The sequence below is a fragment of the Streptomyces sp. NPDC015144 genome, from assembly GCF_043079735.1.
In the GTDB taxonomy this organism is placed as follows: domain Bacteria; phylum Actinomycetota; class Actinomycetes; order Streptomycetales; family Streptomycetaceae; genus Streptomyces.
Genome location: NZ_JBIBUU010000003.1, coordinates 382,436 through 401,647, shown reverse-complemented (window position 1 = coordinate 401,647; position 19,212 = coordinate 382,436). Strand labels below are relative to the sequence as shown.

15 protein-coding genes and 1 tRNA gene are annotated in these 19,212 nt (G+C 68.0%); 9 read left to right on the top strand and 7 right to left on the bottom strand.

The genetic code is table 11. From position 1 onward, the window contains the following. Positions 1-639 precede the first annotated feature (639 nt). From ACF08W_RS08450 to ACF08W_RS08430, 5 genes are all read left to right on the top strand, one after another. Positions 640-1,857: a branched-chain amino acid ABC transporter substrate-binding protein gene (locus ACF08W_RS08450; RefSeq protein ID WP_352275106.1), complete on the top strand. Its 1,218-nt coding sequence runs from the start codon at positions 640-642 to the stop codon at positions 1,855-1,857. A gap of 102 nt (positions 1,858-1,959) precedes the next feature. Beyond that, the gene (locus ACF08W_RS08445) at positions 1,960-2,889 is read left to right on the top strand and encodes a branched-chain amino acid ABC transporter permease (RefSeq protein WP_352274976.1); all 930 of its coding nucleotides are present in this window, start codon (positions 1,960-1,962) and stop codon (positions 2,887-2,889) included. 5 nt (positions 2,890-2,894) lie between these two features. Then, a complete protein-coding gene (locus ACF08W_RS08440) occupies positions 2,895-4,682 on the top strand; it encodes a branched-chain amino acid ABC transporter permease (protein WP_392278811.1) in 1,788 nt (595 codons plus the stop codon). 5 nt (positions 4,683-4,687) lie between these two features. Continuing rightward, positions 4,688-5,581 (top strand): ABC transporter ATP-binding protein, encoded by an 894-nt coding sequence (locus tag ACF08W_RS08435; protein ID WP_385211653.1) that lies wholly within the window; start codon positions 4,688-4,690, stop codon positions 5,579-5,581. Further along, positions 5,578-6,294 (top strand): ABC transporter ATP-binding protein, encoded by a 717-nt coding sequence (locus tag ACF08W_RS08430; RefSeq protein ID WP_352274973.1) that lies wholly within the window; start codon positions 5,578-5,580, stop codon positions 6,292-6,294. The genes ACF08W_RS08435 and ACF08W_RS08430 overlap by 4 nt, the downstream gene beginning before the upstream one ends. A gap of 69 nt (positions 6,295-6,363) precedes the next feature. Here ACF08W_RS08430 and ACF08W_RS08425 read toward each other — a convergent pair whose 3' ends face one another. After that, positions 6,364-7,014, bottom strand: coding sequence for a response regulator (locus tag ACF08W_RS08425; RefSeq protein WP_352274972.1), 651 nt, complete (start codon positions 7,012-7,014; stop codon positions 6,364-6,366). A gap of 99 nt (positions 7,015-7,113) precedes the next feature. Between ACF08W_RS08425 and ACF08W_RS08420 the strand changes: the two genes are divergently transcribed. Together ACF08W_RS08420 and ACF08W_RS08415 are read left to right on the top strand one after the other, a co-directional pair. Next, positions 7,114-7,188, top strand: a tRNA-Leu gene (locus tag ACF08W_RS08420). A 119-nt stretch (positions 7,189-7,307) separates the two neighbouring features. Next, positions 7,308-8,069, top strand: coding sequence for a helix-turn-helix domain-containing protein (locus ACF08W_RS08415; RefSeq protein WP_385211651.1), 762 nt, complete (start codon positions 7,308-7,310; stop codon positions 8,067-8,069). Positions 8,070-8,078: 9 nt separating this feature from the next. On the opposite strand, the gene pyk is transcribed toward ACF08W_RS08415, so the two are convergent. After that, positions 8,079-9,512 carry a pyruvate kinase gene (gene pyk / locus ACF08W_RS08410; protein ID WP_392278810.1) on the bottom strand — a complete coding sequence of 478 codons (1,434 nt, stop codon included), beginning with the start codon at positions 9,510-9,512 and terminating at the stop codon, positions 8,079-8,081. Between the two features lie 135 nt (positions 9,513-9,647). Then, entirely contained in the window at positions 9,648-10,337 is a 690-nt protein-coding gene (locus ACF08W_RS08405; RefSeq protein WP_385211379.1) for an SIMPL domain-containing protein, read from the bottom strand. A gap of 200 nt (positions 10,338-10,537) precedes the next feature. Here ACF08W_RS08405 and ACF08W_RS08400 point away from each other — a divergent pair, with 200 nt between their 5' ends. After that, the gene (locus tag ACF08W_RS08400; protein WP_392278866.1) at positions 10,538-12,349 is read left to right on the top strand and encodes a bifunctional metallophosphatase/5'-nucleotidase; all 1,812 of its coding nucleotides are present in this window, start codon (positions 10,538-10,540) and stop codon (positions 12,347-12,349) included. 62 nt (positions 12,350-12,411) lie between these two features. On the opposite strand, the gene ACF08W_RS08395 is transcribed toward ACF08W_RS08400, so the two are convergent. The 3 genes from ACF08W_RS08395 to pepN all read right to left on the bottom strand — a co-directional run bounded on the left by ACF08W_RS08395 (position 12,412) and on the right by pepN (position 17,952). Continuing rightward, the gene (locus ACF08W_RS08395) at positions 12,412-13,824 is read right to left on the bottom strand and encodes a lysine N(6)-hydroxylase/L-ornithine N(5)-oxygenase family protein (protein WP_392278809.1); all 1,413 of its coding nucleotides are present in this window, start codon (positions 13,822-13,824) and stop codon (positions 12,412-12,414) included. Next, positions 13,821-15,224, bottom strand: a complete 1,404-nt coding sequence (locus ACF08W_RS08390) for a pyridoxal phosphate-dependent decarboxylase family protein (RefSeq protein ID WP_392278808.1) — start codon at positions 15,222-15,224, stop codon at positions 13,821-13,823. The genes ACF08W_RS08395 and ACF08W_RS08390 overlap by 4 nt, the downstream gene beginning before the upstream one ends. 223 nt (positions 15,225-15,447) lie before the next feature. Continuing rightward, complete coding sequence (pepN, locus tag ACF08W_RS08385; RefSeq protein WP_392278807.1) at positions 15,448-17,952, bottom strand: aminopeptidase N; 2,505 nt, start codon at positions 17,950-17,952, stop codon at positions 15,448-15,450. Positions 17,953-18,140: 188 nt separating this feature from the next. Between pepN and ACF08W_RS08380 the strand changes: the two genes are divergently transcribed. After that, a complete protein-coding gene (locus ACF08W_RS08380) occupies positions 18,141-18,848 on the top strand; it encodes a hypothetical protein (RefSeq protein ID WP_385211371.1) in 708 nt (235 codons plus the stop codon). 36 nt (positions 18,849-18,884) lie between these two features. On the opposite strand, the gene ACF08W_RS08375 is transcribed toward ACF08W_RS08380, so the two are convergent. Continuing rightward, on the bottom strand, positions 18,885-19,211 hold the full coding sequence (locus ACF08W_RS08375; RefSeq protein ID WP_352274963.1) for a chorismate mutase: 327 nt from the start codon (positions 19,209-19,211) through the stop codon (positions 18,885-18,887). Between the last annotated feature and the right edge of the window lies 1 nt (position 19,212).

Below are 19,212 nucleotides of genomic sequence, written 5' to 3'. Positions count from 1 at the left end.
CAACACAACGCACCACGCCACACGGCACCCCTGCCCGGCCGGAACACAATCCGGCCGGGCAGCGCCATTTCCACCCACAACAGCCCGTACACGCAACGGCGTTGACCACCGAACGCATCAACTCCCTTGACCAGCACCCACGTTGTATGGCCAACTCGGCACGCACACACCACGCCGCGTCCACCCCACCACGCAAAAAGTGACGCTGCGTAGTCACCATCGGGTCCGCACACACCCCCACCACCTCCCTCCCGACCCGACCCCGCAGCCACCGGGCACCCCACCGCACCCACACCCGCCACACCCCGCCCCACCTCGGGCGACAGCACCAAGATCGACCCAAGCCCCTTAGCAGAGCTGCGCGTTCTCAAAATGCGGTCACTTCACCGTCCGGTAAAAAGACGTACATGTCCGCACAGCCACCTCAAGCCTTGCTCAAGGGCATAACAAGAAAGTCACATCCTGCGGCGGACCCACCCCCGACATACGCACCTGCGCCTAGAGTCACGGCCAGTCACCGCGCCGCCGGGCGCGTCTGCAGCACGGCCCTGTACCACCCAGTACGGCCCGGCGAACGTCACGGCACCTCACGCAGAGGAGGCCGCGCCAGGGAAAGGACCTTTCGTGCGACACCGTTCGTTGTTCATACTCACCGCAGTGCTCACCACCGGAGCACTGACACTCACCGCCTGCGGGTCGCGCGACGACAGCAAGAACGGCAGTGGCAGCGGCGACACCCAGACCGTCGTCATCGGTCTCGACGCCCCCATCACCGGCGACCTGTCCGCCCTCGGCCTCGGCATCAAGAACTCCGCCGACCTCGCGGTCAAGACGGCCAACAAGGAAAACACCGTCCCGGGCATCAAGTTCGAGCTCAAGGCCCTCGACGACCAGGCACAGCCCTCCGTCGGCCAGCAGAACGCCCAGAAGTTCATCGACGACGACAAGGTCGTCGGCGTGGTCGGCCCCCTGAACTCCGGCGTCTCCCAGTCGATGCAGAAGCCGCTCAACGACGCCAGCCTCACCCAGGTCTCCCCCGCCAACACCGGCACCGAACTGACCCAGGGCGAGAACTGGAAGACCGGCGACAAGAAGCGCCCCTTCAAGACCTACTTCCGCACCGCCACCACGGACCAGATCCAGGGCGCCTTCGCCGCGAAGTACCTCTTCAACGACGCGAAGATCAAGCAGGTCTACCTCATCGACGACCAGAAGCCCTACGGCGCCGGCCTCGCCGCCTCCTTCAAGAACACCTTCACCACCCTCGGCGGCAAGATCGTCGGCACCGACCACGTCAACCCCGACGACCGCGACTTCAACGCCGTCGTCACCAAGGTCAAGAAGTCCGGCGCCAAGGCCGTCTACTACGGCGGCGAATACCCCGCCGGCGCACCCCTGAGCCAGCAGCTCAAGGACAGCGTCCAGATCCCCCTCATGGGCGGCGACGGCATGTACAGCGCCGACTTCATCAAGCTCAACAAGAAGGCCCAGGGCGACATCGCCACCTCCGTCGGCAAGCCCGTCGAGGAACTCGACTCCGCCAAGAAGTTCATCGCCGACTACAACGCCGGCGGATACAAGGACGCCTACGAGGCCTACGGCGGCGGCACCTACGACGCCACCTGGTCCATCATCGAAGCCGTCAAGATCGCCGTCGCCGACAACGGCGGCAAGCTCCCCACCGGCGACGACACCCGCACCAAGGTCCTCGCCGCCATGGCCAAGGTCAAGTTCGACGGCGTCACCGGCCCCGTCTCCTTCGACGAATTCGGCGACACCACCAACACCATGATGACCGCCTACCAGGTCGACGGCGGCAAGTGGACCTCCAAGCTCAGCGAGGCCTACAAGCCGTAACCCGCTCCCGGGCCCACGCCTGACACCCACCCCAGACCGCGCGGGAGCGCTACCAGCCTCCCGCGCGGTGCCATATCCGAACCACTCCACGGAGGCCCTGCGGTGCACGAACTGCCGCAACAGCTGGCCAATGGACTCATCCTCGGCGCGATGTACGGACTCATCGCGATCGGCTACACGATGGTCTACGGAATCATCCAGCTCATCAACTTCGCCCACGGCGAGATCTTCATGATCGGAGGCTTCGGAGCTCTCACCGTGTACCTCTGGATGCCGGCCGGCGTCTCCCTCCTCGCAATCATCCCCCTCATGATCATCGGCGGCGTCATATGCTCCGTCGCCATCAGCACCGCCGCCGAGCGCTTCGCCTACCGGCCCCTGCGCAACGCCCCCCGACTCGCCCCCCTGATCACCGCGATCGGACTCTCCCTCGCCCTCCAGCAGGCCATCTGGAAGTGGTACCCGGACGCCAAGAAGGACCGCTCCTTCCCCCAGTTCAAGGGCGACGCGTTCGACATCTTCGGCGCCCACATCCAGCGCGGTGACCTCTTCGTCCTCATCACCGCCCCGATCTGCATGATCGCCCTCGGCCTCTTCGTCTCCAAGACCCGCGCCGGCCGCGGCATGCAGGCCACCAGCCAGGACCCCGACACCGCCAAGCTCATGGGCATCAACACCGACCGCATCATCGTCATGGCCTTCGCCATCGGTGCCGCGTTCGCCGCCGTCGCCGCCGTCGCCTACGGACTCAAGAACGGCCAGATCGGCTTCAAAATGGGCTTCATCATGGGCCTCAAGGCATTCACCGCGGCCGTGCTCGGCGGCATCGGCAACATCTACGGCGCCATGCTCGGCGGAGTCGTCCTCGGCATCGCCGAATCCCTCGCCACCGGCTACATGAGCAACGTCCCCGGCATGGAACTCTTCGGCGGCGGCGCCTGGAAGGACGTATGGGCCTTCGTCCTCCTCATCATCGTCCTGCTGCTGCGCCCCCAGGGCCTGCTCGGCGAACGCGTCGCGGATCGGGCGTGATACGGATGACCACGAACCTCACCACCGCACCCGCCTCCTTCCTGCCGATCCCCACCCCGGTGGCCCGCGTCGGCACCCTCGTCGGCGCCGCCGCCGCGCTCGCCGGCACCTTCCTCGCCTGGACCTGGACCAGCGAATTCCCCGGCGACCTCACCGTCACCGGCTACCCCGGCGGCCTCCAGGTCCTCACCCTCATCAGCGCCGCACTCACCCTGCTCCTCACACTCTCCGGATACGGCATCCGCGGCCTGAACTGGCTCACCCCCGGCGGCACCAACAGCCCCGTACGCCTCCTCGCCCTCGGCACCCTCGGCACCACCGGCTACGCGCTCGGCGCCATCTCCTACGACCTCGGCGGGGTCGTCAACCTGGAGCCCGGCGCCTGGGTCAGCGGCATCGGCTCACTGATCGCCGTCCTCGCCGCCCTCGGCCTCCCCGGCGACCAGCCGGCCGACGCCGACGGAACGGGCCCCTGGCAACGCTTCCGCGACAGCCTCCGCGCCCCCCAGGCACCCCGGGCCAAAGCCCTCCCCTCCTGGGCCGAAATCCTCATCATCGTCGCCGCGTTCGGCATCGGCCTCTACGTCTTCGCCTACGGCATCGACACCGACTACACCGAACTCTTCATCGGCTTCCTCATCACCGTCGCCTTCGCCTTCACCGCACTCCACCGCGCCGGACTCGTCTCCCGCATCACCGCGCTGACCGCGAAGCACCGCAACATCACCCTCGCCGCAGCCCTCGTCGCCGCCGTCTGCTTCCCCTTCACCCAGCAGAAAGAGGAATACGCGCTCATCGGCGCCAACATCCTCATCTTCGGCACCGTCGCACTCGGCCTCAACGTCGTCGTCGGCCTCGCCGGCCTCCTCGACCTCGGATACGTCGCCTTCCTCGGCGTCGGCGCCTACGCCGCCGCCCTGGTCTCCGGCTCCACCATGTCGGCCATCGGCGTCGAATTCCCCTTCTGGGCCGCCGTCCTCACCGGCGCCGGAGCCTCACTCATCTTCGGCGTACTCATCGGCGCACCCACCCTCCGACTACGCGGCGACTACCTCGCCATCGTCACCCTCGGCTTCGGAGAGATCTTCCGCCTCACCGTCAACAACCTCAACGGCAACAGCGGACCCGACCTCACCAACGGCTCCCAAGGCATCCCCAGCATCCCCGACCTCAACTTCTTCGGCTTCGACTTCGGCCTCAAGCACAACATCCTCGGCTTCGACCTCGGCAGGTCCGCCAACTACTACCTGCTGATGCTCGTCTTCACCGCCGTCGTCGTCCTCGTCTTCCGCCGCTCCGGAGAATCCCGCATCGGCCGCGCCTGGGTCGCCATCCGCGAAGACGAAACCGCCGCCACCGCCATGGGCATCAACGCCTTCCGGCTCAAGCTGCTCGCCTTCGCCCTCGGCGCCACCCTCGCCGGACTCGCCGGAACCGTCCAGGCCCACGTCAACTACACCGTCACACCCGAGCAGTACCAGTTCGCCGGCTCCGTACCCCCGAACTCCGCCTTCCTCCTCGCCGCCGTCATCCTCGGCGGCATGGGCACCCTCAGCGGACCCCTCGTCGGCGCCGCACTCCTCTACCTCATCCCGGCCAAGCTCCAGTTCATGCAGGACTACCAACTCTTCCTCTTCGGCATCGCACTCATCCTCCTGATGCGACTGCGCCCCGAAGGACTGGTCGCCGACCGCCGCAAGCAACTCGAATTCCACGAGAACGACGAGCCCGACGTACCCGAACCACGGCAGTCCGAAGAAACCGGCGCCGGCATCGCCAAGGCGGGGGCGTGACCACCATGACCACCACCACACCCGTCCTCGAAGCCAACGGCGTCACCATGCGCTTCGGCGGCCTCACCGCCGTACGCAACGTCGACTTCACCGTCAACACGGGCGAGATCGTCGGCCTCATCGGCCCCAACGGCGCCGGCAAGACCACCTTCTTCAACTGCCTCACCGGCCTCTACGTCCCCACCGAGGGCAAGGTCAGCTACAAGGGCACCGTCCTGCCGCCCAAACCCCACCTCGTCACCCAGGCAGGCATCGCCCGCACCTTCCAGAACATCCGGCTCTTCGCCAACATGACCGTCCTGGAAAACGTCCTCGTCGGACGCCACACCAGGACCAAGGAAGGCCTCTGGTCCGCCCTCCTCCGCCTCCCCGGCTTCACCCGCGCCGAACAGGCCAGCCGCGAACGCGCCATGGAACTCCTGGAGTTCATCGGCCTCCAGGACAAGGCCGACCACCTCGCGCGCAACCTCCCCTACGGAGACCAGCGCAAACTGGAGATCGCCCGCGCCCTCGCCAGCGACCCCGGACTCCTCCTCCTCGACGAGCCCACCGCAGGCATGAACCCGCAGGAGACCCGCGTCACCGAAGAACTCATCTTCGCCATCCGGGACAAGGGCATCGCCGTACTCGTCATCGAGCACGACATGCGGTTCATCTTCAACCTCTGCGACCGCGTCGCCGTACTCGTCCAGGGCGAAAAACTCGTCGAAGGCACCGCCGACGTCGTCCAGAGCGACGAACGCGTCGTCGCCGCCTACCTCGGCACCCCCTTCGAAGGCGCCCCCGGCGCCGAAGAAGCCGCCGAGGTCCAGGCCGCCGAAGCCCACGCCGAAACCGACGCCAAGGGCACCGCCAAAACCACCACCAGCACCAGCACAGAGGAGGAGGACACCCGATGACCGCACTGCTCGAGGTCGAGGACCTCCGCGTCGCCTACGGCAAGATCGAAGCCGTCAAGGGCATCTCCTTCACCGTCGAAGCCGGCCAGATCGTCACCCTCATCGGCACCAACGGCGCCGGCAAGACCACCACCCTGCGCACCCTCTCCGGCCTCCTCAAACCAGCCGGCGGCCGCATCACCTTCGACGGCAAACCCCTCAACGACGTCCCCGCCCACAAGGTCGTCGCCCTCGGCCTGGCCCACTCCCCCGAGGGCCGCCACATCTTCCCCCGCCTCACCATCACCGAAAACCTCCAACTCGGCGCCTACCTCCGCAACGACAAAGCAGGCATCGAAAAGGACATCCAGCGCGCCTACGACCTCTTCCCCATCCTCGGAGAACGCCGCAAACAAGCCGCCGGCACCCTCTCCGGCGGCGAACAGCAAATGCTCGCCATGGGCCGCGCCCTCATGTGCCAGCCCAAACTCCTGATGCTCGACGAACCCTCCATGGGCCTCTCCCCGATCATGATGCAGAAGATCATGGAGACCATCGTCGAACTCAAGGCCCAGGGCACCACCATCCTGCTCGTCGAACAGAACGCCCAAGCCGCGCTCTCCCTCGCCGACCAGGGCCACGTCATGGAAGTCGGAAAGATCGTCCTCTCCGGCACCGGAGCCGACCTCCTCCACGACGAATCCGTCCGCAAGGCCTACCTCGGCGAAGACTGACACCAACAGAGAAGGCCCGCGCCCCGGACAACCGGGACGCGGGCCTTCTCCGTACCACGCGCGAACGACCTACTCGGCCGCCTTCTTCTTCTCCTCGGCATCCGCGATCAACGCCTCGGCAAGCTGCTGCATCGACAGCCGACGATCCATCGACGTCTTCTGGATCCACCGGAACGCCGCCGGCTCCGACAACCCGTAATCCGTCTGCAGAATGCTCTTCGCCCGATCCACCAGCTTCCGCGTCTCCAGCCGCTGCGCCAGATCCGCGACCTCGCTCTCCAGCGCCTTCAGCTCCGCGAACCGCGACACCGCCATCTCGATGGCCGGCACCACGTCGCTCTTGCTGAACGGCTTCACCAGATACGCCATCGCCCCGGCATCCCGGGCCCGCTCCACCAGATCCCGCTGCGAGAACGCGGTCAGCATCAGGACCGGCGCGATCGACTCCTCGGCGATCTTCTCGGCGGCGGAGATCCCGTCGAGCACCGGCATCTTCACATCGAGGATCACCAGATCCGGCCGGTGCTCCCGGGCCAGCTCGACGGCCTGCTGCCCGTCCCCGGCCTCACCGACGACCGTGTACCCCTCTTCCTCCAGCATCTCCTTGAGGTCGAGCCGGATCAGCGCCTCGTCCTCGGCGATGACGACGCGGGTCGTCGTCGGCGGAACGTGCGACTGATCGTCGTCGGCGACGGGCTGGGGCGACTCGGGGGCGGTCACGGAAGCTCCTCATTCAAAGGCAGGTTCAGCTGCCAAGAGCCTACCTAGCTACGGTATGGTGGACTCGCAGCGGATCGAATTAAACCTTCGATTCATTGGGCCCCGGTAGCCCAATCGGCAGTAGGCGATGCTCTCAAACAGCATACAGTGTGGGTTCGAGTCCCACCCGGGGCACTTTTTCTTCGATTCCAAGGTTGCAAGCTTTTCGGCTTTGTTCACCTGATCTCGCGAACCAGGATCCGTACAGACGGGTTCGCGTCGCACAGCCGTGCACACTCGGCCTCGTGTACAGCATGGAAATCCGTGAACGGGCTTTGGCTCTCGTGGCCCAAGGACGCAGTCTCAGCTCCGTGAGCAAGCAGACCGGCATATCCCGTTCGGCACTCCGGGAGTGGCGACTCCGCATCGAGCCCCTGCCCCGCATGCTCGGGCAGGCAGCCCCATGTCCGCGATGCTCGCCCACACCTAGCGCGCCGGACGACACCGCCGCATACGCCTATCTGCTGGGTCTGTACCTCGGCGACGGATGCATCAGCCCCCAGCCACGTGGCGGTCACCAGCTCCGCATCGCGTGCGCGGACGCGTGGCCCGGGCTCATCAAGGACTGCCGGACAGCGATCGTCCGAGTGCGCCCCACGGATCGTGTGTACGTCCTCCAGCGTCAGGGCTGCGTCATGGTGACCAGCTACGGACGCCACTGGCCGTGCCTCTTTCCCCAGCACGGGACCGGCAGGAAACACGAACGTCCCATCGTTCTGGCGCCCTGGCAGCAGGCGATCGTCGATGCGCACCCGTGGGACTTCATTCGCGGGCTCTTCCACTCCGACGGCTGCCGCAGCATGAACTGGACGACCCGGATGATCGGAGGAACGCGTAAACGCTACGAGTACCCGCGGTATTTCTTCACCAATCTGTCCACCGACATCCTGGGGCTGTTCACCGATGCGCTGGACCGCGTGGGCGTCGAATGGAAGCAGGCCAATGCACAGAACATCTCCGTCGCCCGACGGGCGTCCGTCGCGTTGATGGACGCCCATGTCGGGCCGAAGTACTGAGGACCGTCCCTACTTCGGGCTGTCGCCCTCGCCGATGTGGTGCACCCGGACCAGGTTCGTGGAGCCCGGGAGGCCCGGCGGGGAGCCGGCCGTGATGACCACGGTGTCGCCCTTGCGGCAGCGGCCGATCTTCAGGAGTTCCTCGTCGACCTGGGCGACCATCGCGTCCGTCGAGTCCACCTCGGGGCCGAGGAAGGTCTCGACGCCCCAGGTCAGGTTGAGCTGGGCGCGGGTGGCCGGGTCCGGGGTGAAGGCCAGGAGCGGGATGGGCGAGCGGTAGCGGGAGAGCCTGCGGACGGTGTCGCCGCTCTGTGTGAAGGCGACCAGGAACTTCGCGCCGAGGAAGTCGCCCATCTCGGCCGCCGCGCGGGCGACCGCGCCGCCCTGGGTGCGGGGCTTGTTGCGGTCGGTGAGGGGCGGGAGGCCCTTGGCGAGGATGTCCTCCTCGGCGGCCTCCACGATGCGGGACATGGTGCGGACGGTCTCCACGGGGTGCTTGCCGACGCTGGTCTCGCCGGAGAGCATCACCGCGTCGGTGCCGTCGATGACCGCGTTGGCGACGTCGGATGCCTCGGCGCGGGTGGGGCGGGAGTTGTCGATCATCGAGTCGAGCATCTGGGTGGCGACGATGACCGGCTTGGCGTTGCGCTTGGCGAGCTTGACCGCGCGCTTCTGGACGATCGGTACCTGTTCCAGGGGCATTTCGACGCCGAGGTCGCCGCGGGCGACCATGATGCCGTCGAAGGCGGCGACGATGCCGTCGATGTTCTCGACGGCCTGCGGCTTTTCGATCTTGGCGATGACGGGGAGGCGGCGGCCTTCCTCGTCCATGATGCGGTGGACGTCCTCGATGTCGCGTCCGCTGCGCACGAAGGAGAGGGCGATGATGTCGGCGCCGGTGCGCAGGGCCCAGCGGAGGTCTTCGATGTCCTTTTCGGAGAGTGCGGGGACGGAGACGGCGACGCCGGGGAGGTTGAGGCCCTTGTGGTCGGAGATCATGCCGCCTTCGACGACGGTGGTGCGGATGCGGGGGCCGTCGATGTCGGTGACTTCGAGGGTGACGCGGCCGTCGTCGACGAGGATGCGTTCGCCGGGGGTGACGTCGGTGGCGAGGCCGTCGTAGGTGGTGCCGCAGATGTGGCGGTCGCCTTCGACGGGTTCGACGGTGATGGTGAAGGTGTCGCCGCGTTCGAGGAGTACGGGGCCTTCGCCGAAGGAGCCGAGGCGGATCTTCGGTCCCTGGAGGTCGGCGAGGATGCCGGTGCTGCGTCCGAGTTCGCCGGAGGCTTTGCGTACGCGGTGGTATCGCTCTTCGTGTTCCGCGTAGGTGCCGTGGCTGAGGTTGAGGCGGGCGATGTCCATTCCCGCTTCGATGAGGGCTTTGATCCGGTCGTACGTGTCGACGGCGGGGCCCAGGGTGCAGACAATTTTGGCTCGGCGCATGCTTCGACCCTAGCCCTTACCTACGGGTAGTTGATTGGTGTGCCGTGACTGCTCAACGACCTTTGGGTGAAGGGTTATTGACAAGCGTTGAATTGTGCGCCGGGGTGCTCGGATGAGCATTTTCGCGGAATCTCGTCAGAGTTTTGGCGGTGACATGATGAAGCGGGCATTGACCTGGGCGTAGACGGTCTGGCGCTGGGGTTCGAGGTCGAGGGCGGGGGCGGGCTCGGCCGGGGCGCCTCCGAAGGCGGCGCGTCCGCGTGGGGCGGCGGGTGTGGGTGGTGCGGTGTTCTCCGCGCCGAGGTCGGCGAGTTCGACGAGGGCGACGAGGTGGGCGTCGAGGGCCGCGGCGTACTCGCGGGCGCGTTGGACGGCGGCGTGGACGGCGCGGCGGCGGGCTTCGGCGTGGGCCGGGGAGTCGGGGCGCAGTCCCCACCAGGGGCCGTTGACGCGGGTCATTTCGAGGTCGGCGATTCGGGTGGTGAATTCGCCGAGTGCGGTGAAGTCGTTGAGGACGGCGGTGATGTGGACGCGTCCGTGGTGGGCGCGGATTTTTTCGCTCCGGCCGGATTGGGTGAGTTCGGGGGTGAGGGAGAATGCGCCGGTTTCGAGTTTTTCCACGGCTTGTCCGTAGGACCGGGCGAGTTCGAGTACGTGGTGGTTGCGGCGGGTGAGGTCGTCGAGGGTGTGGCGGCGGTCCTTGCCGCGGGCGGTGACGGTGATGGTGATGCGGGCGGTTTCGGGGTCGATGTCGAGGCGGGCGTCGCCGCGGACGGCGACGCGGGGGTGTTCGGGGGTGCCGTGGGGTGGGGGTGTCTGGGTCATGGTTCCACTGTGGCATCCGGGTCGGACAGCGGCTGGTCATCAGATCGAAACCCGTGAGGGGTGTTGCGGGGTGGGGCTCCTGCGACATTATCTACGCGCGTTGTGCGGCGGTCGGCCGCGTGTGTCGGGGCCGGCTGTGTCGGACGCGATCGGGACGCGTGGGTAGTGAAGCGCGTGAGAGCTGAGATGTGGGAGTGGAAATGCCGCTGAACCGTAGGACGTTCCTGGGCACTTCGGCGGTCGCCGGTGCGGGGGTGGCGCTGGCGGGGGGTTCCGCGGTGCCGGCCGTGGCCGGTGGGCCGGGTGTGGGGCATGGTTCCGGGCGTCCGCAGAAGCGGTACTCGTTCACCGTGATGGGGACGACGGATCTGCATGGGAATGTTTTCAACTGGGATTACTTCACGGACAAGGAGTTCGACGACAAGGACCACAACGATGTGGGTCTGGCGAAGATCTCGACGTTGGTGGAGCAGATCCGCCGGGAGAAGGGCCGCCAGAACACGTTGATGATCGACGCGGGTGACACGATCCAGGGCACCCAGTTGTCGTACTACTACGCCAAGATCGATCCGATTACGGCGAAGCGTGGTCCGGTGCATCCGATGGCGCAGGCGATGAACGCGATCGGGTACGACGCGGCGGCGCTCGGGAACCATGAGTTCAATTACGGTATTCCGGTGCTGCGGAAGTTCGAGGAGCAGTGTGATTTTCCGCTGCTGGGTGCGAACGCGTTGGATGCGAAGTCGTTGCGGCCGGCGTTCGCTCCGTATGTGATCAAGAAGTTGCGGACGCCGCAGGGGCGGGATGTGCGGGTCGGGATTCTGGGGTTGACGAATCCGGGTATCGCGATCTGGGACAAGGCGAATGTCGGTGGGAAGATGGTGTTCCCGGGGCTGGAGGAGCAGGCGGCGAAGTATGTGCCGCGGCTGCGTTCGATGGGTGCGGATGTGGTGATCGTTTCGGCGCATTCGGGTACGAGTGGTACGTCGTCGTACGGGGATCAGGTGCCGTATGTGGAGAATGCGGCGGCGTTGGTGGCGGAGCAGGTGCCGGGGATCGATGCGATTCTGGTGGGTCATGCGCATCTGGAGATTCCCGAGTACTTCGTGGAGAACAAGGAGACCGGTAAGAAGGTCGTGTTGTCCGAGCCGCTGAAGTGGGGGCAGCGGTTGACCCTGTTCGATTTCGATCTGGTGTGGGAGAAGGGTCGCTGGGTGGTCGAGCGGGCCGGTTCGCGGGTGTTGAACTCGAATTCGGTGGCGGAGGATTCGAAGATCACCCGGTTGTTGGCGGACGAGCACAAGAAGGTGGTGGCGTACGTCAATCAGGTGATCGGTACGTCGACGGCGGCGATGAGTACGGCGGAGGCGGCTTGGAAGGACGAGCCGATCATCGATCTGATCAATGTCGTGCAGGCGGAGACGGTGAAGGCGGCGTTGGCGGGTGGTGAGTATGCGGCGTTGCCGGTGCTTTCGCAGGCGTCCTGTTTCTCGCGTACGGCGCGGATTCCGGCCGGGAATGTGACGATCAAGGATGCGGCGGGGCTGTATCCCTTTGAGAACACGCTTGAGGCGCGGTTGATGACTGGTGCGCAGCTGCGGGATTATCTGGAGTTCTCGGCGCGGTATTACGTGCAGACGGCGGTGGGTGCTCCGGTGGATACGTCGAAGCTGACGAATGCGGGGAATACTCCGGATTACAATTATGACGCGGTGTCGGGTGTGACGTACGAGATCGATATTGCGAAGCCGAGTGGTTCGCGGATCGTGGGTCTGGCGTTCGAGGGGAAGCCGGTGGATCCGGCGGCGCGGTTCGTGCTGGCGGTGAACAATTACCGGGCCAGTGGTGGGGGTAATTTCCCGCATGTGGCGGGGGCCAAGCAGGTGTGGGCGAACTCGGAGGAGATCCGGAACACGATCATCGCCTGGGTGCAGGCGAAGGGTTCGGTGGACAGTGCGGAGTTCGCTTCGGTGGACTGGCGGCTGACGCGTGAGGGTGTGCCGGTGTTCTAGGGGTTTCGGGTGGGCGGCCGTCTTCTCCTTGGGGAGGGGGCGGCCGCCTTCTGCGTGGGGGGTCAGTTGTTGTGGGCTAGGGGGATGAGGTCGGGGTTGTGGGTGGGGGTGTGGGGGTCTTGGGGGGTGAGGCCGAAGGTGGTGAAGGCGGTGCGTTCGGGGAGGGGGTAGGGGGTGGTGCCGGTGAGGTCGTTGAGGATGGTGGCGCTGCGCCAGGCGGCGAGTCCGAGGTCGGGGGCGCCGACGCCGTGGGTGTGGCGTTCGGCGTTCTGGACGTAGATGTTGCCGGTGACGGTGGGGTCGAGGTCGAGGCGGAAGCGGTCGTCGATGCGGGGGCGTCCGGAGGTGTCGCGGTTCAGGTGGGGGTCGAGGGAGCCGAGGATGCGGTCGAGGGAGCGTTCGCGGTAGCCGGTGGCGAGGATGACGGCGTCGGTGGTGAGTCGGGTGTGGGTGTTCTGTTGGGTGTGTTCGAGGTGGAGTTCGATGCGGGTGTGGGCGATGCGGGTGGCGGTGCGGACGTGGACGCCGGGGGTGAGGGTGGTGTCGGGCCAGCCGCCGTGGAGGGTGCGGCGGTAGAGCTCGTCGTGGATGGCGGCGATGGTGTCGGCGTCGATGCCTTTGTGGAGTTGCCATTGGTGGGGGACGAGTTCGTCGCGGACGGTTTCGGGGAGGGCGTGGAAGTAGCGGCTGTAGTCGGGGGTGAAGTGTTCGAGGCCGAGTTTGGAGTACTCCATGGGGGCGAAGGCCTGGGTGCGGGCGAGCCAGTGGAGGTTTTCGCGGCCGGTGGGGCGGGCGCGGAGGAGGTCGAGGAAGATTTCGGCGCCGGATTGGCCGGAGCCGATGACGGTGATGTGGTGGGCGTCGAGGAGTTCTTGTCGGTGGTGGAGGTAGTCGGCGGAGTGGATGACGGGGATGTCGTCGGCTTCGATGAGGGGTTGGAGGGGTGGGGGGATGTGGGGTTCGGTGCCGACGCCGAGGGCGATGTGGCGGGCGTGGGTGCGGCCGAGGGCTTGGGCTTCGCCGTCGTGGTCGAGTTGGGTGAAGTCGATCTCGAAGAGGTTGCGGTGGTGGTTCCAGCGGACGGCGTCGACCTGGTGGCTGAAGTGGAGGCCGGGGAGTTGGCCGGTGACCCAGCGGCAGTAGGCGTCGTATTCGGCGCGTTGGATGTGGAAGCGTTCGGCGAAGTAGAAGGGGAAGAGGCGGTCGCGGGTGCGGAGGTAGTTGAGGAAGGTCCAGGGGCTGGTGGGGTCGGCGAGGGTGACGAGGTCGGCGAGGAAGGGGACTTGGAGGCTGGCGCCGTCGATGAGGAGGCCGGGGTGCCAGTGGAAGGCGGGGCGTTGTTCGTAGAAGGCGGTGTCGAGGGGGTGGTGGGGTACGCCGTGGGCGAGGGCGGCGAGGGAGAGGTTGAAGGGGCCGATGCCGATGCCGACGAGGTCGTGGGGCTGGTCGGTGTCGGGGGTGGGGTGGTCGGTCATCGGGGGGTGTTGCCTTCCGGGTTTTCGTGGGCGAGTCGGTGCACCAGGTCGAGGAGGGTGCGGAGGTGGTCGGGGGTGGTGTGGGGGTTGAGGAGGGTGGCTTTGAGCCAGAGGTGGTGGTCGGCGTGGGCGCGGCCGAGGACGGCTTGGCCGCGGTCGAGGAGGGTGCGGCGGATGGTGGCGACGGTGTGGTCGTCGGCGCCGGTGGGGCGGAAGAGGACGGTGCTGATGGTGGGGTGGTCGTAGAGGTCGAGGCCGGGGGTTTGGGTGATGAGGTCGGCGAGGTGGTGGGCGGTGGCGAGGGTGCGGTCGATGAGGTCGGCGAGTCCGGTGCGGCCGAGTGCCTGGAGGGTGACGGCGATTTTGAGGGCGTCGGGGCGGCGGGTGGTGCGGAGGGAGCGGCCGAGGAGGTCGGGGAGGCCGGCTTCGGTGTCGTCGTGGGCGTTGAGGTAGGGCGCTTGGTGGTGGAGGGGGTGGAGGTGGTGGTGGTGGGGGACGGCGAGGATGCCGGCGGGGGCGGGTTGCCAGCCGAGTTTGTGGAGGTCGAGGGTGACGCTGTGGGCGCGGTCGAGGCCGTGGAGTTTGTGTCGGTGGGTGGGGCTGAAGAGGAGGGGGCCGCCGTAGGCGGCGTCGATGTGGAGTTCGGCGCCGTGGGTGGCGCAGAGGTCGGCGATGTCGGTGAGGGGGTCGATGTGGCCGGTGTCGGTGGTGCCGGCGGTGGCGGTGACGAGGAGGGGTGGTTGGAGGGTGGTGAGGGCTTTGTCGAGTGCGGTGAGGTCCATGACGCCGTTGGGGGCGGGGAGGACGGTGGGGGTGGGGAGGCCGAGGATCCAGGCGGCGCGGGTGATGCTGTGGTGGGCGTTGGCGGCGCAGATGGTGTGGATGGGGCCGTTGCGTTCGCGGGCGAGGAGGAGGGCGAGTTGGTTGGCTTCGGTGCCGCCGGTGGTGATGAGGGCGTCGGGGTGGGGTTGGTGGGGGTAGATCTCGGTGGCGAGGGTGGTGGTGGTGTCGGCTTCGAGGGTGGAGGCGGCGGGGGCTTGGTCCCAGGAGTCCATGGAGGGGTTGAGGGCGGAGGCGGCGAGGTCGGCGGCGGTGGCGAGGGCGAGGGGTGGGGTGTGGAGGTGGGCGGTGCAGAGGGGTTCGGCGGGGTCGGCGGCGCCTTCGGTGAGGGCGGTGACGAGGGTGCGGAGGGCGTGGTGGGGGCCGGTGCCGTGTTCGGGGAGGAGGGGGTGGGTGGCGGTGCGGGTGTGGGTGGTGACGGTGTCGGGGCCGCCGGTGGGGAGGGGGCCGTCGCGGCGGCGGGCTCCGTCGTGGAGGGCGGTGAGGACGGTGTCGAGGAGGGGGCGTAGTGCTGTGGGTCCGGTGGTGGTTCCGGCGAGGGGTGGGGGTGGGGTGGGCATGGGTGTGGGGTCCTTGGGGTGTGTGGGGGCATGGGACGACGTGTCAGCTTGCCCGGGTTTCGTGGGTGTGTGGGGGTGGAGCCGGGGTTTCTGAACTCGAAAGGGGGATGGTGGTGGGTGTGGGGGGTGTGGGGGTGGTTTTGGTGCTATTGGGGCGGAGGGGGACATGGCTGTGCCCGGCGCCTTGTGGTGGGGGCGCCGGGCACGGGTGGTGCGGGGTGGGTCAGTGTGCTTCGCGTACGGCGAGGGCGCGGCGCAGGTCGTCGATGCGGTCGGTGAGCTTGCGGCGGAGGGCGGGGGTGAGGTCGTTGTTGTTCAGGGTCTGTTGGCCGAGGTGGAGGTGGTCGGTTTCGACGAGGGGGATGGGGAAGGCGTGGGTTCCGGCGGCTTCGGCGATGGCGTTGCCGCGGCGGGTGGCGAGTGCGGTGGCGTCGGGGTAGAAGCGGGTGATGTAGGGGCGTACGAGGTCGGTCTGTTCGGGTTGCCAGAAGCCTTGGGCGGTGGCGGCGAACAGGTAGTTGGAGAGGGTGTCGTCGTGGAAGAGGGCTTGCCAGGCGGCTTCCTTGGCCTCGGGGGTGGGGAGGGCGGCGCGGCAGCGGGCGGCGCCTTCCTGTCCGGGGGCGCTGGGGTCCTGTTCGAGTTCGGCGGCGATGGTGGCTTCGTCGGTGGCGCCGAGGACGGCGAGGCGGGTGAGGATGCGCCAGCGGAGTTCGGGGTCGAGTTCGGGTCCGCCGGGGACGGTGCCGTTGGTGAGCCAGTCCTGGATGGTGTCGGGCTGGGTGGCGGCGTCGATGAGGTGGCGTACGGCGACGAGGCGGAGGCCGGGGTTGTGGCCGTCCTCGGTGCGGCGGATGAGGTCGCGGCAGAGGTCGGTGAGGGTGGCGAGGCCGGTGGGGTGCTGTTCGGGGGTGAGGTATTGGCGGATGATGTGGAGGCCGGCGAAGGCGAGGACGCCTTGGGCGAGGGCGAGGTCGGTCTCGTGCGGGAGGTGGGTGCGGGCGGCTTCGAGGTAGGCGGTGGGGGCGAGTTCTCCGTCGCGGACCATGTCGCGGGCGGCGTTCCAGATGACGGCGCGGGTGAGGGCGTCGGGGATGTCGGAGAGGTGGGTGAGGGCGGTGTCCCAGGAGTGGGGGTCGAGGCGGATCTTGGCGTAGGTGAGGTCGCCGTCGTTGAGGACGAGGAGGGTGGGGCGGTGGCCGGGGCGGGGGTCGGGGGTGCCGGTGTGCGGGGCGTCGATTTCGAAGCGTTCGCGCAGGGTGAGTGTGTCTTCGCCGGTGTGGGGGTCGGGGGTGCGGTCGTAGGCGCCGACGGCGATGCGGTGGGGGCGGGTGCCGTCGCGGTCGACGGTGAGGGTCCAGGTGCCGTCGGTCTCCTGGACGTGTGAGGTGAGGGTATCGGCGCCGGTGGTGCGGAGCCAGGCGTCGGCCCAGGCGTGGACGTCGCGGTCGGTGGCGGAGGCGAGGTTGTCGACGAAGTCGGCGAGGGTGGCGTTGGCGAACTTGTGGCGGGCGAAGTGGGTGTTGATGCCGGCGAGGAAGTCCTTTTCGCCGAGCCAGGCGACGAGTTGGCGCAGGGCGGAGGCGCCCTTGGCGTAGGAGATGCCGTCGAAGTTGAGGAGTGCGGAGGCGGTGTCGGGGACGGCGTCGGGGTCGGGGGCGACGGGGTGGGTGGAGGGGCGTTGGTCGGCGTCGTATCCCCAGCCCTTGCGGATGACGCCGAAGTCGACCCAGGTGTCGGTGAAGCGGGTGGCTTCGGCGAGGGTCTGGTAGCCCATGTATTCGGCGAAGGACTCGTTGAGCCAGATGTCGTCCCACCAGGCGAGGGTGACGAGGTCGCCGAACCACATGTGGGCCATTTCGTGGGCGATGACCATGCCGCGGGTCTGGCGTTCGGTGTCGGTGACGGCGGAGCGGTAGATGAATTCGTCGCGGAAGGTGACGAGGCCGGGGTTCTCCATGGCGCCGGCGTTGAATTCGGGGACGAATGCCTGGTCGTAGGAGTCGAAGGGGTAGGGCTCGTCGAATTTCTCGTGGAAGCGGTCGAAGCAGGCCCGGGTGATGTCGAGGATTTCGTCGGCGTCGGTGTCGAGGTGGGGGGCGAGGGAGCGGCGGCAGTGGATGCCGAAGGGGAGGCCGGCGTGTTCGGTGGTGACGGAGTGCCAGGGGCCGGCGGCGACGGCGACGAGGTAGGTGGAGATGAGGGGGGTGGTGGCGAGTTCCCAGCGGCCCTGGCCGCGGTGGTCGGCGATGCCGTTGCCGAGGACGGTCCAGCCTTCGGGGGCGGTGACGGCGAGGGTGAAGACGGATTTGAGGTCGGGTTGGTCGAAGGCGGCGAAGACGCGCTGGACGTCGTCCATGAAGAGTTGGGTGTAGGCGTAGGTTTCGCCGTCGGCCGGGTCGGTGAAGCGGTGCATGCCTTCGCCGGTGCGGGAGTAGCGCATGGCGGCGTCGATGCGCAGTTCGTGGGTGCCGGGGGTGAGGTGGGTGAGGGGGAAGCGGTTCTCGACGAGGTCGGCGGGGTCGAGGGGGTGTCCGTCGAGGCTGATCGAGCGCAGGGTGGCGGGCTTGAGTTCGACGAAGGTGTCGCCGGTGGTGGCCGCGGTGAACTGGATGACGGTGCGGGAGTCGAAGGTCTCCTCCCCCGTGGTCAGGTCGAGGTCGATCGTGTAGTGGTGCACGTCGAGGAACTGGGCTCGGGTCTGCGCTTCGTCGCGCGTCAGTACGGACATGTGTCCATGCTGCCGTACGCGGTGGGTGGCTCGGGGGCGGGTTCTCCCACGGCTGAGCGAGGGGTCGGGGGTCTCCGGAACCGTGCGGGTGTGGGAGGCGTCCCGTCCTGCGGCGGACGGGTCGGGAGAGGTGTGGGGGTCGGGAAGTGGTTGTCGGGGCGGCGGGGTGTCGGGGTGGTCGGCGGCGGGTGGTGGGGGTGGTGCCGTGCGGGGTGGCGGCGGGGGCGCTGGTGTGGTGTCTCGTCGGGATGTGGCGGGCGGCGCGGTTGGAGAACTATCCGTGGAGTGCCTGGACGCCGGTGGGTTATGGGGCGGTGAAGGGGGTGTTCCTGGGGTTGCTGGCGGGCTGTGCGGCGGTGGTGGCGGTGCGGATCGGCCGGGCCGACGGGGGTCGGCCCGGCCGGTTCGCGGGGCTGGTGTTCGGTGGTGGGCTGGTGGGCGGGGTGGTGCCGGGGACGCTGCGGGACTTCCTGGGCGAGCCCCGGCCGCGGACGCTGTACTACTACGACGGGCCGCGGCCGGCCGCGGAGTGGTATTGGCGGCCGTTGCTGTCGGAGTGGTGGGGGTACACGGTGCTTCCGGCGCTGGGGTGTGCGGTGCTGCTGGCCGTGGGCGCGCTGGTGGCGGTGCGGTCCGCGCGCCGCGAGAGCGTGGGGTGGGTGCTCCTGGCCCTGGTGGGGGTGGGGTTGCTGGTGCTGCCGGAGTGGGCCGGCGGCGGGGCGCCCGAGCCGGTGGGCCAGGGCGGTCATGTGAACGAGTCGGCGGGTGCCGCGATCGTCGTGCTGGCGACGGGGTTCGGGCTGTTGCTGACCGCGGGGGTGGTGCGGTCGGTGCGGCGCGGGCGGTGTCGGGCGGATGGGCCCGGGGGTGTGCGGCGGGTGTCGTCGCGGGGTTGACCGGTGGTGTCCGGCCGGTCGTCGCGGGGGGTGTGTTCAGTGTTCGGTGGCGGTGGCGGATTCCTCCGCGATCCGTTCGTGGTGGCGGATGACCTCCGCGACAATGAAGTTCAGCAGCTTCTCGGCGAAGGCCGGGTCGAGGTGGGCGCTCTCCGCGAGCTGTCGCAGTCGGGCGATCTGCCGGCTCTCGCGGGCCGGGTCGGCGGGGGGCAGGTGGTGGGCGGCCTTGAGGTGGCCGACCTGCTGGGTGCACTTGAAGCGCTCGGCGAGCATGTGGACCACAGCGGCGTCGATGTTGTCGATGCTCTCGCGCAGCCGGTTCAGTTCGGCGTTCACGGACTCGTCGATGTCCCTGGTCGTCATG

Bases quoted from the DNA above. Each gene is read 5' to 3' on its own strand.
- ACF08W_RS08440 (WP_392278811.1), top strand. From the start codon at position 2,895: ATGACCACGAACCTCACCACCGCACCCGCCTCCTTCCTGCCGATCCCC.
- ACF08W_RS08435 (WP_385211653.1), top strand. From the start codon at position 4,688: ATGACCACCACCACACCCGTCCTCGAAGCCAACGGCGTCACCATGCGC.
- ACF08W_RS08430 (WP_352274973.1), top strand. From the start codon at position 5,578: ATGACCGCACTGCTCGAGGTCGAGGACCTCCGCGTCGCCTACGGCAAG.
- ACF08W_RS08415 (WP_385211651.1), top strand. From the start codon at position 7,308: ATGGAAATCCGTGAACGGGCTTTGGCTCTCGTGGCCCAAGGACGCAGT.
- pyk (WP_392278810.1), bottom strand. From the start codon at position 9,512: ATGCGCCGAGCCAAAATTGTCTGCACCCTGGGCCCCGCCGTCGACACG.
- ACF08W_RS08405 (WP_385211379.1), bottom strand. From the start codon at position 10,337: ATGACCCAGACACCCCCACCCCACGGCACCCCCGAACACCCCCGCGTC.
- ACF08W_RS08400 (WP_392278866.1), top strand. From the start codon at position 10,538: ATGCCGCTGAACCGTAGGACGTTCCTGGGCACTTCGGCGGTCGCCGGT.
- ACF08W_RS08395 (WP_392278809.1), bottom strand. From the start codon at position 13,824: ATGACCGACCACCCCACCCCCGACACCGACCAGCCCCACGACCTCGTC.
- ACF08W_RS08390 (WP_392278808.1), bottom strand. From the start codon at position 15,224: ATGCCCACCCCACCCCCACCCCTCGCCGGAACCACCACCGGACCCACA.
- pepN (WP_392278807.1), bottom strand. From the start codon at position 17,952: ATGTCCGTACTGACGCGCGACGAAGCGCAGACCCGAGCCCAGTTCCTC.
- ACF08W_RS08375 (WP_352274963.1), bottom strand. From the start codon at position 19,211: ATGACGACCAGGGACATCGACGAGTCCGTGAACGCCGAACTGAACCGG.